Source organism: Achromobacter sp. NFACC18-2, from assembly GCF_900108985.1.
GTDB lineage: Bacteria > Pseudomonadota > Gammaproteobacteria > Burkholderiales > Burkholderiaceae_B > Achromobacter.
In genome coordinates this window covers 107,610-121,779 of the sequence record NZ_FNYM01000003.1, presented here as the reverse complement: position 1 = coordinate 121,779, position 14,170 = coordinate 107,610, and the positions used below count along the sequence as shown (strand labels likewise).

The following is a 14,170-nucleotide window of genomic DNA, read 5'->3' as shown; positions in this document are numbered from 1 at the left end:
GCGGCTTAGCGCCAAATGTTCCAGGGCGTCTGCATCCAGATCGCCACCACGACCAGCCAGACGCCGGTCAGCGGGATGAAGATTTTCCAACCCAAACGCATGATCTGGTCGTAGCGGTAGCGCGGGAACGAGGCCCGGAACCACACGAACAACGAGACCACGACGAACGTCTTGAGACCCAGCCAGATCCAACCCGGAATCCAGGTCAGCGGCGCGATATCGATCGGGGAAGCCCAACCGCCCAGGAACATGATCGACGCCATGCACGACAGCAGGATCATGTTGGCGTATTCGCCCAGGAAGAACAGCGCGAACGCCATGCCCGAGTATTCGACCATGTGGCCGGCCACGATTTCGGATTCGCCTTCCACCACGTCGAACGGGTGGCGGTTGGTTTCCGCGACGGCCGAGATCACGTAGATCACGAACAGCGGCAACAGCGGCAGCCAGTTCCAGGACATGAACGTCAGGCCCTTCTCGGCAAACCAGCCGCGGTTCTGGACGTTCACGATCTCGGACATGTTCAGGCTGCCCGACACCAGCAGCACCGTCACCAGCACGAAGCCGATGGCCAGTTCATACGACAGCATCTGGGCCGAGGCGCGCAGCGCGCCCAGGAACGCGTACTTGGAGTTCGAGGCCCAGCCGGCGACGATCACGCCATACACGCCGATGGACGTGATGGCCATGATGTACAGCAGGCCGGCGTTGACGTTGGCCAGCACGACGTCCGGACCGAACGGCACGACCGCCCAGGCGGCCAGCGCGGGCATCAGCGTGACCACCGGGGCCACGATGAACAGCACCTTGTTGGCCTGGCTGGGAACGACGACTTCCTTGGTCAGCAGCTTGAACACGTCTGCAAAGGGCTGCAGCAGCCCCTTGAAACCGACGCGGTTCGGACCCATGCGCACGTGCATGGCGCCGATCATCTTGCGTTCCCAGTACGTCAGGTAGGCGACGCACAGGATGATGGGCACGGCAATGACCACGATCTTGATGAGGGTCCAGAGGACCATCCAGACCGTCGGGCCCAGCAATGCCTGACCGTGGCTTTCAAGAACATTGAGCCATTCCATCAGGCACGCTCCACGCTGATTTGACCAAATGCGCCACCCAGGGCAGCGGTAGTTTCGAAGGCTGCGGAAATGCGCACGGCGCGGTCGGCCACGGCATCATCCTGCACGGTTTCCAGTTCGACGGCGCCCTGCCCGCCCGACACGCGCACCTTGACGCCGGCCGTCAGGCCCAGGCTGGTGAGCGTGCGGCCGTTCATGGCGGCGGCGGGCTTCTTGGAAGCCGGCGAGGCCTGCAGCGGTTCCGAACGGCGCACCATGGCGTCGGTGCGGTAGATCGGCACATCGGCGACGCGTTCCAGGCCCGTGAGCGCCTGGCCCAGGCCCAGCGGCGCCTTGATGTCGTTGGAAAGACGGCCTTCGATGCCACCGGCCAGCACGGCGTCGCGCACGGACTCGGAGGTCTCGTCGTCAAAGCCCGCCAGGTGCAGGACGTTGCCCAGCACGCGCAGGACCTTCCAGCCCGGACGGGTCTGGCCGAACGGCGTGACCGTGCCCTTGAAACTCTGGGCAAGACCTTGCGCGTTGACGAAGGTGCCGGAGGTTTCGGTGAACGGCGACACCGGCAGCATCACGTCGGCCCATTCGGCCGCGGCCGAACGGTAAGGCGTGAGCGCGACGGCGAACTGCGCGCCGCGCAGCGCGGCGATGGCCTGCTGGCCGTTGTCGGCGTCGAGCAGCGGCTCGGCGTGCAGGACCACGTAGGCCTTGAGCGGTTCGGCCAGCATGGCGGCGGCGGTCTTGCCGCCCTTGCCCGGGATGGCGCCGGCGAGGTAACCGCCGACCGTGTTGCCGCCCGAGGTCAGGAAGCCGAACTTGCCGCCTGCCAGGTCAGCCACGGCGCGGCCGTTGGCGGCCAGCGTGGTGGCCTGGGCGCTGGCGACGGCCAGGTTGCCCATCAGGACGGCGGTGTTGGCGCCCGACGCGAGGCTGGCGGCGATGAGCTTGGCGTTTTCGCCCGGCGTGACCGAGGCGAATTCGGCCGGCACGGCCTGTTCCTTGGCCTGGGCCAGCGCGACGGCCACTTCGGCCAGCGCGCGCGCCAGTTCGGACGGCGCGACGGTGATGCGCGCGGTCACGGGCAGCAGGGGATCGTCGGCGGCGCTGTCGACCATCAGGACCTGCGTGCCGCGCTTGGCGGCCTGACGCAGGCGCTGAGCCATCAGGGGGTGATCCTTGCGCAGGAACGAGCCGACGACCAGGACGCGGTCCAGGTTGTCGAGTTCGGCGATGGGCATGCCCAGCCACGGCGCGCCAGTCAGCGCGGCGTCGAAGGCCGGATCGGTCTGGCGCAGGCGGAAGTCGATGTTCTCGGAACCCAGCGCGCGGACCAGGCGGCCCAGCAGCGCGTATTCCTCGGTGGTGGCGTACTCGGAGGCCAGCGCGCCGATCTGGCCGGCGCCGAAGCTGTCACGCACGCGCGACAGGCCCTGGGCCACGGCCTGCAGGGCATCGGCCCAGGAGGCTTCCTGCCACTTGCCATCGGCGCCCTTGATCATCGGGGCGGACAGGCGGTCTTCGCTGTTCAGGCCTTCATACGAGAAGCGGTCGCGGTCGCTGATCCAGCATTCGTTGACGGCTTCGTCTTCGAACGGCACCACGCGCATCACGCGGTCGCCCTTGACCTGGACCACCAGGTTGGCGCCCAGGCTGTCGTGCGGGCTGACCGAACGGCGGCGAGCCAGTTCCCAGGTGCGCGCGCTGTAGCGGAAGGGCTTGGAGGTCAGCGCGCCCACCGGACAGATGTCGATCATGTTGCCCGACAGTTCGGACTCGATCGAGCGGCCCACGAAGGTGGTGATCTCGGAGTGTTCGCCACGGCCCAGCATGCCCAGTTCCATGACGCCGGCAATTTCCTGGCCGAAGCGCACGCAGCGGGTGCAGTGGATGCAGCGGGACATTTCCTCGGCGGAAACGAGCGGGCCGAGGTCCTTGTGGAACACGACGCGCTTTTCTTCCTGATAGCGCGACGAGGATCCGCCATAGCCCACGGCCAGATCCTGCAACTGGCATTCGCCGCCCTGATCGCAGATCGGGCAGTCGAGGGGGTGATTGATGAGCAAGAATTCCATCACCGACTTCTGAGCGGCGCGAGCCTTCTCCGAGCAGGTGTGGACGACCATGCCGTTGGTCACGGGCGTGGCGCAGGCGGGCAGCGCCTTAGGCGCTTTTTCCACTTCAACCAGGCACATCCGGCAGTTGGCCGCGATGGACAGTTTCTTGTGGTAGCAGAAATGCGGCACGTAAAGCCCGACTTTCTGGGCGGCATGCATGACCATGCTGCCTTCGGGCACTTCGACCTTGTTGCCGTCGACGGTTAGTTCAACCATTGCTGTTCCTGAGACCTACAGATATTGCGGGACCACACAAGACTTGTGCTCGATGTGGTGCGCGAATTCGTCGCGAAAATGCTTGAGGAAGCCACGGACGGGCATGGCGGCGGCGTCACCGAGGGCGCAGATGGTGCGGCCCATGATGTTCGCGGCCACGTTGTCCAGCAGCTCCAGATCTTCCGGACGGCCTTGACCGTTTTCGATGCGATGCACCATGCGGTAGAGCCAGCCGGTGCCTTCACGGCACGGCGTGCACTGGCCGCAGCTTTCTTCGAAATAGAAGTAAGACAGGCGCAGCAGCGACTTGACCATGCAGCGCGTCTCGTCCATGACGATGACGGCGCCCGAACCCAGCATCGAGCCGGCCTTGGCGATGGAGTCATAGTCCATCGTGCAAGCCATCATGATGTCGGCGGGCAGGACCGGGGCGCTCGAGCCGCCGGGGATGACGGCCTTGAGCTTCTTGCCGCCGCGCATGCCGCCCGCCAGTTCCAGCAGGGTCGAGAACGGGGTGCCCAGCGGGATCTCGTAGTTGCCGGGACGCTCGACGTCGCCGGTGATCGAGAACAGCTTGGTGCCGCCGTTGTTCGGCTTGCCGACTTCCAGGTAGGCCTGGCCGCCGTTGCGGATGATCCACGGCACGGCCGCGAACGTTTCCGTGTTGTTGATCGTGGTGGGCTTGCCGTACAGGCCAAAGCTGGCCGGGAACGGCGGCTTGAAGCGCGGCTGGCCCTTCTTGCCTTCCAGGGATTCCAGCAGCGCGGTTTCTTCGCCGCAGATGTAGGCGCCGTAGCCGTGGAAGGCGTGGAGCTGGAAGCTGAAGTCCGAACCGAACAGGCGGTCGCCCAGGAAGCCGGCGGCGCGCGCTTCTTCCAGGGCTTCCTCGAAGCGCTCGTAGACTTCGAAGATTTCGCCGTGGATGTAGTTGTAGCCGACGCTGATGCCCATGGCGTAGGCGGCGATGGCCATGCCTTCAATCACGATGTGCGGATTGAAGCGCAGGATGTCGCGGTCCTTGAACGTGCCGGGCTCGCCTTCGTCGGAGTTGCAGACCAGGTACTTCTGGCCGGGGAAGGCGCGCGGCATGAAGCTCCACTTCAGGCCGGTCGGAAAGCCCGCGCCGCCGCGGCCGCGCAGGCCGGAGGCCTTGACCTCGGCGATCACGTCTTCCGGCTTCATGCCGGTGGTGAGGATCTTCTTCAGGGCTTCGTAGCCGCCGCGCTTGACGTAGTCTTCCAGGCGCCAGTTGGCGCCGTCGACGTCGGCCATGATCTGCGGCTGGAGGTGCCGGCCGTGCAGGCACATCGAATTGGACAGATCGTTCAGGGGGTTGGGATCCAGCCCCTGGGCGAACTGCTTGTACAGGTCGGGCGCGTTCATGCCGACTCTCCTTGCACCTTGAGGGCCGCGACCAGCGCGTCCAGCTTCTCGTCGGTCATGCGCACGCACATATGCTTGTTGTTCACGATCAGCACGGGGGAATCGCCGCAAGCGCCCATGCATTCGCCTTCGACCAGGGTGAACTGGCCGTCAGCAGTCGTCTCGCGGTAGTCGACGCCCAGCTTGCGCTTGAGGTATTCGCCGGCGCGGTCGCCGTCGCGCAAGGCACAGGGCAGGTTCGTGCAGACGGCGATCTTGTTCTTGCCGACGGGCTTGACGTCGAACATGTTGTAGAAGGTGGCGACTTCCTGGACCGCGATGGGCGGAACGCCAATGTACTTGGCCACATCTTCGATGATTTCGGTAGCCAACCAGCCCTTCTCTTCTTGCGCGATGGCAAGCGAGGCCATGATGGCGGACTGCCGCTGGTCGGCCGGGAACTTGGCCAGTTCACGGTCGATTTTCTGGTAGGCCTGTTCGGAAAGCAGCATAGTTTGAATCCGGGTTATGCGGGCGTGCTCGTGACTGTCTGGACGGATCAGCGATCGATCTCGCCGAAAACGATGTCCTGCGTGCCAATGATGGTGACGGCGTCGGCGATCATGTGGCCGCGCGACATTTCATCCAGCGATTGCAGGTGGACGAAGCCAGGCGCCCGAATCTTCAGGCGGTAAGGCTTGTTGGCGCCGTCGGACACCAGGTAGATGCCGAATTCGCCCTTCGGATGCTCGACCGAGGCGTACGCCTCGCCCGGAGGCACGTGGAAACCTTCGGTGAAGAGCTTGAAGTGATGGATCAGCTCTTCCATGTTGGTCTTCATGGCGGTGCGCGACGGCGGGGCGATCTTGTGGTTCTCGATCATGACCGGGCCGGGATTGTTGCGCAGCCATTCCACGCACTGGCGGATGATGCGGTTGCTCTGGCGCATCTCGGCGACGCGGACCAGATAGCGGTCGTAGCAATCGCCGTTGACGCCCACGGGGATGTCGAAATCGAGCAGATCGTAGACTTCGTAGGGCTGCATCTTGCGCAGGTCCCAGGCCACGCCCGAACCGCGCAGCATCGGGCCGGTGAAGCCCAGCGCCTTGGCGCGCTCGGGATCGACCACGCCGATGCCGACCAGGCGCTGCTTCCAGATGCGGTTGTCGGTGAGCAGCGTTTCGTATTCGTCGACGCAGGCCGGGAAGCGGTTGGTGAAGTCTTCGATGAAGTCCAGCAGCGAGCCCGAACGCGCGTCGTTCATGGCGCGCATTTCCTTGTCGCCGCGGTACTTGCTGGTGTCGCCGTATTGCGGCATCGAATCCGGCAGGTCGCGGTAGACGCCGCCCGGACGGTAGTAGGCCGCGTGCATGCGCGCGCCCGAGACCGCTTCGTAGCAGTCCATCAGGTCTTCGCGCTCGCGGAAGGCGTACAGGAACACCGCCATGGCACCCACGTCCAGGGCGTGCGAGCCCAGGGACATCAGGTGGTTCAGGAGGCGCGTGATTTCGTCGAACATCACGCGGATGTACTGCGCACGCAGCGGGGCTTCGATGCCCAGCAGCTTCTCGATGGCCATGACGTAGGCGTGCTCATTGCACATCATGGACACGTAGTCCAGGCGGTCCATGTAGGGCAGCGCCTGGATGTAGGTCTTGTGTTCGGCCAGCTTTTCGGTGGCGCGGTGCAGCAGGCCGATGTGCGGGTCGGCGCGCTGGATGACTTCGCCGTCGAGCTCGAGCACCAGGCGCAGCACGCCGTGCGCGGCCGGGTGTTGAGGACCGAAGTTCAGGGTGTAGTTCTTGATGTCTGCCATGATTCAACGCCCCATGCCGTAGGTGTCTTCGCGCACCACGCGCGGGGTGATCTCGCGCGGATCGATCGTGACCGGCTGGTAGATGACGCGCCGTTGCTCGGGGTCGTAGCGCATTTCGACGGTGCCCGACAGCGGGAAGTCCTTGCGGAAAGGATGGCCGATGAAGCCGTAGTCGGTGAGGATGCGGCGCAGGTCGGGGTGGCCTTCGAAGACGATGCCGTACAGGTCGAAGGCTTCGCGCTCGAACCAGCCCACGGCCGGCCAGCATTCCATCAGCGAGGCGACCATCGGGAATTCGTCGTCAGGCGCCCACGTACGCACGCGCAGGCGCCAGTTGTTCTCGATGGAGAGCAGGTGCGCCACGACGGCATAACGCGAACGGTGGACCCGGACGTTGGCTTCCTCGGGGAGCTGGCGCGTGCCGTTGCCCCAGGTCAGGTAGTCGACGCCGCAGAGGTCGATACAGGTTTCAAAGCGCAGGCCGGCTTCGGTGCGCAGCTTGTTGCAGACGGAGAACCACTGCTCCGCGGGCACTTCGAGCGTCAGCTCGCCCAGCGCCTCGGTCAGCGCGATGTCCGCGCCGAGGGTGGTCTGCAAATTGTTTTTCAGGGATTCGAGCCTGGTCATCATCTTGTACGCTTAGGTGAACCGATACGCTGGCTTCGCGGGGTCCGAGGCGGCGGGGCCTGCCGTCGAACCCGTGAAGCATCAGCGCGCAATCGTGTTGGTCAGGCGGATCTTGTTCTGCATCTGCAGCAAGCCGTAGACCAGCGCCTCGGCCGTGGGCGGGCAGCCCGGCACGTAGACGTCTACCGGTACGATGCGATCGCAGCCACGGACCACCGAATACGAGTAGTGGTAGTAGCCGCCGCCATTGGCACAGGAGCCCATGGAAACCACCCAGCGCGGCTCGGGCATCTGGTCGTAGACCTTGCGCAGCGCGGGCGCCATCTTGTTGCACAACGTGCCGGCCACGATCATGAGATCGGACTGACGCGGACTGGGCCGGAAGATGATGCCGAATTGGTCCAGGTCATAGCGGGCCGCGCCCGCGTGCATCATCTCAACCGCGCAACAGGCCAGACCGAAGGTCATGGGCCACATCGAACCGGTCTTCGCCCAGTTCAGGAACTTGTCGGCGCTGGTTGTGATGAAGCCTTGCTTGAGAATGCCGTCTATAGCCATATTCGTCTCTGATAGCGTGCTGTGAAATGAACCCGGAGGTCACTCCCAGTCCAGCGCGCCCTTTTTCCATTCGTAGATGAAGCCGACGGTCAACACGGCGAGGAAAACCATGACCGTCCAGAAACCGACGAGCCCGACAGTGCCCTGGGCAATGGCCCACGGGAACAGGAACGCGATTTCCAGGTCGAAAAGAATGAACAGGATCGCCACGAGGTAGTAGCGCACGTCAAACTTCATGCGAGCATCTTCAAACGCTTCGAAGCCGCACTCGTAAGGCGAGAGCTTCTCAGCGTAAGGACGCCGCGGGCCAAGGAGGGAGCCGGCCGTTAGAAGCGCGAACCCGATAAGGGTGGCCACTACGATAAACAGCAGGACGGGAAAATACTGTTGCAGGTTCATTCAGGCGTCCGTCAAATGCGCAAACCTTAGGATTGTAGCATTCGCGCGGTTACTTCCGGCTGAACTCTGTAGCTTGAATAGCAGGCGAAAGACTGCATTCCTCAAATGGAACAATCGCAGCTTTCACAAGCACTTGTGGAGGATACACGGCTTCAAAGACAAGTCGCCGCAGTATGCCCGAATTCAACCATCAGGCGAAAAAAAACCACCCCAATGGGTGGTTCATGCGAACGGGCCGAAGCCCGTTCGCGTCAGCTTTAAATCCAGGCAGGGCTTGCGCCCTGCATTGGATTAGAAGCGGTGACGGACACCGACGCCGACGGCGGTCGACTTGATGTCTTCCACGAAGGCGTAGTTCTTGGCGTACGAACCGTAAGCGTACAGGTTGGTGCGCTTGGACAGGTCGTAGGTGTAGCCCAGCGAGAAGACGTTCATCGTCTCAGCACCGTTGATACGGTCGTTGCTGGGGTCAACCATTTGCCACGAACCGAACAGCTTGCTTGCGCCGCCGATCGGGGCGGACAGGCCGACCATGTACGAGTTGGCCTTGAAGCCATCGGCGAAGATGTTGGTGCCGATGCTCAGGGAGCCCGTGCCGGTGTTCACGCCTTGGCCAGCGAACCAGCCGTCGGTGGTGCGAGCGTAGGCCAGAGCCAGCTTCACGACTTCGAAGTCATACGAAGCGCCGATCGCGTACATACGCGGGGTGGCGTCGGTGGCTTCCGTCGGCAGACGGTTCGAAGCGTTCAGTTGGTCGTACGACAGAGCGACATTCAGCGGGCCGTTGACGTAGCGCAGACCGGTCGTGATGGCGCGGGTGTTGTCGGCAGTCTTCCAGCCGGTTTGGGCGGTGTTGTTGTCGTCAGCGTTGAACGAGTAGCCGACGCCAAACTGGAAGCCGCTGAACGACGGGGTCTGATACATGACCATGTTGTCGTAGCGTTGCGTGTTGGCAGCGCTCATCGAAACGCCGATGTTGGCTTGACCGAAGCCAGCGCCGAACGGGTCGATGGAACCGAAGTACTTCGAAGCGATGTTGGTTTGACGGCCGAAGTCCAGTTGGCCCCAGCTGTCGCTGGCCAGACCGACGGTGGCTTGGCGACCGAACAGACGGCCACCTTGAGCCGACTTGCCGTTACCCGAATCAAAGCCGGATTCCAGTTGGAAAACAGCGCGCAGGCCGTCACCCAGATCTTCCGAACCACGCAGACCCCAGCGCGAACCGTTTTGGACGCCGTTGATCATGCCGAAGCGGCTGCCGTTAACGGCATCGGGACCACCGCTGATCTTGTTGTAGCCGAGGCCCGTGTCGATGATGCCGTACAGGGTGACAGACGTTTCTGCCTGGGCGACACCGGCGAAACCGGCGAGCAGGGCGGCAGCGAGCAGAGTCTTTTTCATTTAAGAAATCTCCGTTGATTTGAGTGACAAGAGCAGCAATCCAGCAAACCAGCCTGCCGCCCCCCTAACTCCGCGAAGGGAAGTTGACGCTATTGCATCAAAAATCAGGGGGACTGGCTACGGTCGGCATCAGAAAAGTGCAGGTTTGCGACAGGCATGTTGGGAAGTTGCAACATCCCACTGATGCTGGCGGAGCAACGCTAGGGCTTACCCTTATCGAACAGCCCGAGCGCGCAACCATGCGACTTTCGGCCCTGCCCCCAATTTTCCGGGCAATTCCAAAACCCATTCGTCAAGCGACTTTCTTCACGGTTCCCGCTGCCGTCCGAGGGAAATCGGAGGCGGCCGGGATGACTCCGGCACTGAAGACCATCGTAATCACAGGCGGGGCGAATAACGTTGTTATTAATAAAAATCGTCGATATTATCGATGGCATCGAATCGAGCCAGACCGACATGTCCATCCCCTCCCCGCGCGCCGAACGCAACGAACGCCTGAGTGCGCTGCGCAGGCAGATCATCCTGGACGCCGCCTTGCGGGTCTTCGAGCGCGATGGGCTGGAAAAGACCACGATCCGCGCGATCGCCAAGGAGGCCGGCTGCACGACGGGCGCCATTTACCCCTGGTTCGCGGGCAAGGAAGCGATCTATGGGGAATTGCTGGATGGGTCGTTGCAGCGGTTGCACGCGCACCTGGAGCGGGCCGCCGCCGCGCATGAGGACAACACGGCCGCGCGCGGCGCGATCCTCGCGTTCTTTGGCTATTACGCGGAACGGCGCACGGACTTTTCGCTGGGAATGTATCTGGTCCAGGGGCTGGGTCCGCGCGGACTGGGCCGGGACATGGACGAGAAACTCAATGCCCGGCTGCGGCAATGCATCGATCTGCTCGGGCATGCGCTGGCACGCACGAAGGCCTGGGAGGCGGAAGTCGTGCAAACCGAGCAGATGAACGTCTTTACGTATCTGATGGGGCTGTTGCTGCTGCTGCACACCCGACGCCTCAAGTCCCTGGGCCAGCAGGCCGAACCGCTGCTGGACAACTATTGCCACGCCCTGGAACGACGATGACCGCAACCGCCCTGCCCCCCGACACCCGTGCGCCGCTGATCAGCCTGGCCGACTTTCATGTACTGCTGGCCGAACAGCATCCGTTCTCGATGCTGCTGGGCATCGACGTCCTCCATATCGGGCGCGGCACGGCGCACGCGGTCCTGCCCGCGCGCGACGCGCACCAGCGACTGGGAGGCATCGTCGCCGGGCCCATGCTGATGGGACTTGCCGACCTGGCCATGTATGCGGCCGTGGTGGGCGCGACCGGCCAGGCCCACGCCGTCACGGCCAGCCTGACCATCAATTTCCTGCGCAAGAGTCCGGCGGGCGCCATCCATGCCCATGCCCGCCTGCTGAAGGTGGGCCGGCTGTCCGCGGGGGAAGTCGTGCTGACGGGCGATGGCTCGGATGAGCCGCTCGCCCATATCGTGAGCACGTGGTCGGTGCCCAAGCCATGAGCCGGCGCGTCAGCATCGTCGGCATGGGCAGCATCGGCACGCGGGCGGCGCGGCAGTTGCTGGCCGCCGATCCCGACATTGCGCTGACGCTCTACGATGTCGAAGCGGCGCGCTGCGAGGCGTTCCGCGGCAACGCGACGCTGGCGACGTCGGCGCGCGAGGCGCTGGCGGAGTCGGACACCATCGTGCTGGCCCTGCCCCGGGAGCGCGAGATCGACCGCACCCTGGAGCGGTTCAGCGACGGCCAGGTGACGGCGCCCATCGCCGGCAAACTGATCATCGATCTGGACCCGCCGCCCGACGACCGGATGCGGCAACTCGACCGGGCCATCGCCCACGCGGGCGGACGCTACACGTGCGCGCCGTTGCCGACCGATGGCGTCGACCGGGCCGGGTCGCGCCTACTGGAGGCGCTGAACCGCCGCCCCTGACATGTGCAGCCGTTCGCAGGCCGCCACGCATAGCACCAGCCACCCCAGGCTCACCGCCAGCCCGGCGACCACATCGCCCGCAAAATGCACCTGCAGCAGGATGCGGCTCAGGCCGATCGCCACGATGAGCGCGGTCATGCCGGCCACGCAGGGCATGCGCCACGCGGGCGGGGCGAGCCGCCACATCAGGTAGCAGGCCGTTCCGTACACGGCCATGGCGGCCGAGGAATGACCGCTGGGGAAACTCCAGCCGCTTGCCATCGCGTAGCCGTGGTCGTGTTCCGGCCGCACACGTTCGAAGGTGTGCTTGAGCAGCCAGTTGAGCGCCCCGCCCAGGCCGGTTGTGATGGCGCAAAAGAGCGCAAGCTGCCACATCCCGCGCCAGAGCAGGCCCAGCGTCATCAGTACGCTGAAGACCGTGAGCAGGTTGCGGTCGCCCAGATAGGTGATCCAGGACAGCAGCCACAGCATCGACGTGGACATGGACATGCTCAGCGCGTCGGCCAGCGCGCTGTCGAAGGCGACGATCGTCCCGCGGCTGTCGACGGCCAAGGCCAACGCCAGAAACGTCCCGAACGCTGCCAGGGCCGTGGCGGCGAAGAGCGCGCTGCGGCCGCCGGCGGACAGCCGGGCGTGCCAGCGCATGAACAGCAGCGCCACAGCGCCGGCCACGAGCGGCAGCGCGACAAACAATTGGAGGGCATGGGCCGCGGCCCATGCCGCATAGACATCGGTCATGAGTACGCCATCAAATTGAAAAAATGCGCGAAGTGCGCGCTTACTGCAACAGCGTGACCAGCGTCCTGTCGACGGGTGCGAAGGCGTTTGCGCCGGCCGCATAGTCCCACCGCTCGACGTGGCAGACCTGCTGGCCGTCTTCGACCGACCGGGTGATCAGGCCCACCGAATTGGGCACGCTGCCCCGGACACGCTGCGAACAGGCGGTGCCGGCCTGGACGATCCAGCACGCCGGCCCCGACGATGCCGTCAGCGGCAACACGTAGGGCAAGTGTATGTGACCGCCCAGCACGAGGTCGACACCGGCCTGCGCCCACGCGGCGAGCGCGCGCTCGCGGCCGATCAGGAGGTTGGACAGGTCCGATTCCACCTTGGCCCGCACGGGATGGTGCGCCACGACGATGCGCAACTGCCCGGGACGGGCCTGGCGCAGCCGCTGGGCGACGCGGGCGATCTGGGCGTCGGAGATTTCGCCGTCCTTGTGGCGCCTGGGCCGCGTGGTGTTCACGCCGATGGCCAGCACGCCGGGGCTTTCGAACACGGGTTCGAGGATCGGGCCCAGCGCGCGCTTGTAATTGCCGTAGGGGTTGAGCGCCCGCGCGAAGACGTTGAACAGCGGGATGTCATGATTGCCGGGCACCGCCAGCACGGGCAGTGACAGGCGTTCGATGAATCGGCGCGCGGCGGCGAACTGGGCGCGCCGGGCGCGCTGGGTAATGTCGCCGCTCAGCACGACCAGGTCCGGCGACACCTGCCGGGCCACGTCCAGCACGGCCTCGACGACCGCCTTGCGCTCAGTGCCGAAATGCGTGTCTGACAGATGCAGGATCCGCGTCATGAACGGTCCAGGTACTCGGCGTCCGTCGGCACCACCAGGGGCAGGCGATCGTCCGCCACCTTGAATTCGAGCGGCGTGTCCATCCAGGAGATCTCGCCGTCCATCGCGACCTTGACCCGCCGGCGCCCGCGCACGCGCACCGTCAGTGTGTCGAAGGCGAAACTGATGACATGCTCGGCCTCGCCCAGCCGGCTGAGCAGGCCGCGCAGCAACAGGCCGTACAGGGCAAGCGTGCCCACGGGGCGCGCGGCCATGGCGACCAGCCGGTTGCGGTCGAGCTCTTCGTTGTCGATGCCGACGTGCTCGAGCTGCAGCTTGTTGTTGCCCACCACGAGCGTTGGCGACCGCAGGCTGCGCGCCTTGCCCTCGAACTCGAGCTGCAGGCTGAGCTGGCGCGGTTGGCGCATCAGCGTGACCAGGCCCGACCACAGGGCGACCCAGCGCCTGCGGCCGTAGCGTTGCTTGTAGGCTTCGCGGTCTTCGAGCAGTTGCGGATACAGGCCGAGGCTGGCGTTGACGAGGAACGGCCGGCCGTTGAGCAGGCCGACCTGCACCGGCTGGATGCGGCCTTTCAGAAAGCCGCGCAGGGCGACTTCGGTCTCTTGCGAGATGCCGTAGGTGCGGCCGAAATAGTTGAAGGTGCCCTGCGGCAGGATGCCGAAGGGCACGCCCTGCCCCAGGACCGTGGCCGCGACGGCGTTGAGCGTGCCGTCGCCGCCCGCGGCGATGACGACGCCCTGCGCGTCCTGCGCGCGTTTGACCGCCTGCCGCGCGACGTCGGTCAGGCGCGACGGATCGTCCACCGACATCAGGTCGTATCGCCGCCCGGCCTCGTCGAGGATGCGCCGGATGGTGTCCTGCAGGACCTGCGCGTCGCCGCGCCCCGATCCGGTGTTGAGGACGATGAAAAGAGGTTCTGTTCCCGTGAGGGGTCGAGCCGCTGTAGCCAGGCTCTGCTCGGATGGCGTCATGCCACAAACATACCCTATGCGGGTAAGCCGCCGCAAGACGCCAAAACATCCCAAAAGATCCCGAAAGACGCCACAAAACGCCACAAGACACTACAAGACGCCTCAAGTCCCG

The 14,170-nt window shown here is 64.7% G+C and carries 15 protein-coding genes; 3 read left to right on the top strand and 12 right to left on the bottom strand.

Annotated elements, in window-relative coordinates:
• Nucleotides 1-5: 5 nt before the first annotated feature.
• The 9 genes from nuoH to BMW75_RS05405 all read right to left on the bottom strand — a co-directional run bounded on the left by nuoH (nt 6) and on the right by BMW75_RS05405 (nt 9,569).
• Nucleotides 6-1,079, bottom strand: coding sequence for an NADH-quinone oxidoreductase subunit NuoH (nuoH, locus tag BMW75_RS05445; protein ID WP_076519294.1), 1,074 nt, complete (start codon nt 1,077-1,079; stop codon nt 6-8).
• Nucleotides 1,079-3,406 (bottom strand): NADH-quinone oxidoreductase subunit NuoG, encoded by a 2,328-nt coding sequence (gene nuoG, locus BMW75_RS05440; RefSeq protein ID WP_076519293.1) that lies wholly within the window; start codon nt 3,404-3,406, stop codon nt 1,079-1,081. Before nuoG ends, nuoH begins: the two co-directional genes overlap by 1 nt.
• 15 nt (nt 3,407-3,421) lie before the next feature.
• Nucleotides 3,422-4,789 carry an NADH-quinone oxidoreductase subunit NuoF gene (gene nuoF / locus BMW75_RS05435; protein ID WP_092577661.1) on the bottom strand — a complete coding sequence of 456 codons (1,368 nt, stop codon included), beginning with the start codon at nt 4,787-4,789 and terminating at the stop codon, nt 3,422-3,424.
• Nucleotides 4,786-5,280 carry an NADH-quinone oxidoreductase subunit NuoE gene (nuoE, locus tag BMW75_RS05430; protein ID WP_076519291.1) on the bottom strand — a complete coding sequence of 165 codons (495 nt, stop codon included), beginning with the start codon at nt 5,278-5,280 and terminating at the stop codon, nt 4,786-4,788. The genes nuoF and nuoE overlap by 4 nt, the downstream gene beginning before the upstream one ends.
• A 47-nt stretch (nt 5,281-5,327) precedes the next feature.
• Nucleotides 5,328-6,584 carry an NADH-quinone oxidoreductase subunit D gene (locus BMW75_RS05425; protein ID WP_076519290.1) on the bottom strand — a complete coding sequence of 419 codons (1,257 nt, stop codon included), beginning with the start codon at nt 6,582-6,584 and terminating at the stop codon, nt 5,328-5,330.
• Between the two features lie 3 nt (nt 6,585-6,587).
• The gene (locus BMW75_RS05420; protein WP_076519289.1) at nt 6,588-7,214 is read right to left on the bottom strand and encodes an NADH-quinone oxidoreductase subunit C; all 627 of its coding nucleotides are present in this window, start codon (nt 7,212-7,214) and stop codon (nt 6,588-6,590) included.
• 78 nt (nt 7,215-7,292) lie between these two features.
• On the bottom strand, nt 7,293-7,769 hold the full coding sequence (locus BMW75_RS05415) for a NuoB/complex I 20 kDa subunit family protein (protein ID WP_006217960.1): 477 nt from the start codon (nt 7,767-7,769) through the stop codon (nt 7,293-7,295).
• 39 nt (nt 7,770-7,808) lie between these two features.
• Complete coding sequence (locus BMW75_RS05410) at nt 7,809-8,168, bottom strand: NADH-quinone oxidoreductase subunit A (RefSeq protein ID WP_006217959.1); 360 nt, start codon at nt 8,166-8,168, stop codon at nt 7,809-7,811.
• A gap of 291 nt (nt 8,169-8,459) precedes the next feature.
• Complete coding sequence (locus BMW75_RS05405) at nt 8,460-9,569, bottom strand: porin (RefSeq protein WP_076519288.1); 1,110 nt, start codon at nt 9,567-9,569, stop codon at nt 8,460-8,462.
• Nucleotides 9,570-10,025: 456 nt separating this feature from the next.
• On the opposite strand from BMW75_RS05405, the gene BMW75_RS05400 reads away from it, so the two are divergent.
• From BMW75_RS05400 to BMW75_RS05390, 3 genes are read left to right on the top strand one after another with little or no spacing between them, the layout of a single operon-like run.
• On the top strand, nt 10,026-10,640 hold the full coding sequence (locus BMW75_RS05400) for a TetR/AcrR family transcriptional regulator (protein WP_092577659.1): 615 nt from the start codon (nt 10,026-10,028) through the stop codon (nt 10,638-10,640).
• Entirely contained in the window at nt 10,637-11,080 is a 444-nt protein-coding gene (locus BMW75_RS05395) for a PaaI family thioesterase (protein WP_076519286.1), read from the top strand. The genes BMW75_RS05400 and BMW75_RS05395 overlap by 4 nt, the downstream gene beginning before the upstream one ends.
• The gene (locus BMW75_RS05390) at nt 11,077-11,511 is read left to right on the top strand and encodes an NAD(P)-binding domain-containing protein (RefSeq protein ID WP_092577657.1); all 435 of its coding nucleotides are present in this window, start codon (nt 11,077-11,079) and stop codon (nt 11,509-11,511) included. The genes BMW75_RS05395 and BMW75_RS05390 overlap by 4 nt, the downstream gene beginning before the upstream one ends.
• Here the strand turns inward: BMW75_RS05390 and BMW75_RS05385 are convergent.
• Genes BMW75_RS05385 through BMW75_RS05375 form a run of 3 tightly spaced genes read right to left on the bottom strand, consistent with a single transcriptional unit; the run spans nt 11,482 to nt 14,058 of the window.
• Nucleotides 11,482-12,249 carry a phosphatase PAP2 family protein gene (locus BMW75_RS05385; RefSeq protein ID WP_092577653.1) on the bottom strand — a complete coding sequence of 256 codons (768 nt, stop codon included), beginning with the start codon at nt 12,247-12,249 and terminating at the stop codon, nt 11,482-11,484. The genes BMW75_RS05390 and BMW75_RS05385 overlap by 30 nt on opposite strands.
• Before the next feature lie 40 nt (nt 12,250-12,289).
• Nucleotides 12,290-13,087 (bottom strand): metallophosphoesterase family protein, encoded by a 798-nt coding sequence (locus tag BMW75_RS05380; protein ID WP_092577650.1) that lies wholly within the window; start codon nt 13,085-13,087, stop codon nt 12,290-12,292.
• Entirely contained in the window at nt 13,084-14,058 is a 975-nt protein-coding gene (locus BMW75_RS05375; RefSeq protein ID WP_092577647.1) for a diacylglycerol/lipid kinase family protein, read from the bottom strand. The genes BMW75_RS05380 and BMW75_RS05375 overlap by 4 nt, the downstream gene beginning before the upstream one ends.
• Between the last annotated feature and the right edge of the window lie 112 nt (nt 14,059-14,170).

Coding starts and splice junctions, on each gene's coding strand:
- nuoH (WP_076519294.1), bottom strand. CDS start 1,079: ATGGAATGGCTCAATGTTCTTGAAAGCCACGGTCAGGCATTGCTGGGC.
- nuoG (WP_076519293.1), bottom strand. CDS start 3,406: ATGGTTGAACTAACCGTCGACGGCAACAAGGTCGAAGTGCCCGAAGGC.
- nuoF (WP_092577661.1), bottom strand. CDS start 4,789: ATGAACGCGCCCGACCTGTACAAGCAGTTCGCCCAGGGGCTGGATCCC.
- nuoE (WP_076519291.1), bottom strand. CDS start 5,280: ATGCTGCTTTCCGAACAGGCCTACCAGAAAATCGACCGTGAACTGGCC.
- BMW75_RS05425 (WP_076519290.1), bottom strand. CDS start 6,584: ATGGCAGACATCAAGAACTACACCCTGAACTTCGGTCCTCAACACCCG.
- BMW75_RS05420 (WP_076519289.1), bottom strand. CDS start 7,214: ATGATGACCAGGCTCGAATCCCTGAAAAACAATTTGCAGACCACCCTC.
- BMW75_RS05415 (WP_006217960.1), bottom strand. CDS start 7,769: ATGGCTATAGACGGCATTCTCAAGCAAGGCTTCATCACAACCAGCGCC.
- BMW75_RS05410 (WP_006217959.1), bottom strand. CDS start 8,168: ATGAACCTGCAACAGTATTTTCCCGTCCTGCTGTTTATCGTAGTGGCC.
- BMW75_RS05405 (WP_076519288.1), bottom strand. CDS start 9,569: ATGAAAAAGACTCTGCTCGCTGCCGCCCTGCTCGCCGGTTTCGCCGGT.
- BMW75_RS05400 (WP_092577659.1), top strand. CDS start 10,026: ATGTCCATCCCCTCCCCGCGCGCCGAACGCAACGAACGCCTGAGTGCG.
- BMW75_RS05395 (WP_076519286.1), top strand. CDS start 10,637: ATGACCGCAACCGCCCTGCCCCCCGACACCCGTGCGCCGCTGATCAGC.
- BMW75_RS05390 (WP_092577657.1), top strand. CDS start 11,077: ATGAGCCGGCGCGTCAGCATCGTCGGCATGGGCAGCATCGGCACGCGG.
- BMW75_RS05385 (WP_092577653.1), bottom strand. CDS start 12,249: ATGACCGATGTCTATGCGGCATGGGCCGCGGCCCATGCCCTCCAATTG.
- BMW75_RS05380 (WP_092577650.1), bottom strand. CDS start 13,087: ATGACGCGGATCCTGCATCTGTCAGACACGCATTTCGGCACTGAGCGC.
- BMW75_RS05375 (WP_092577647.1), bottom strand. CDS start 14,058: ATGACGCCATCCGAGCAGAGCCTGGCTACAGCGGCTCGACCCCTCACG.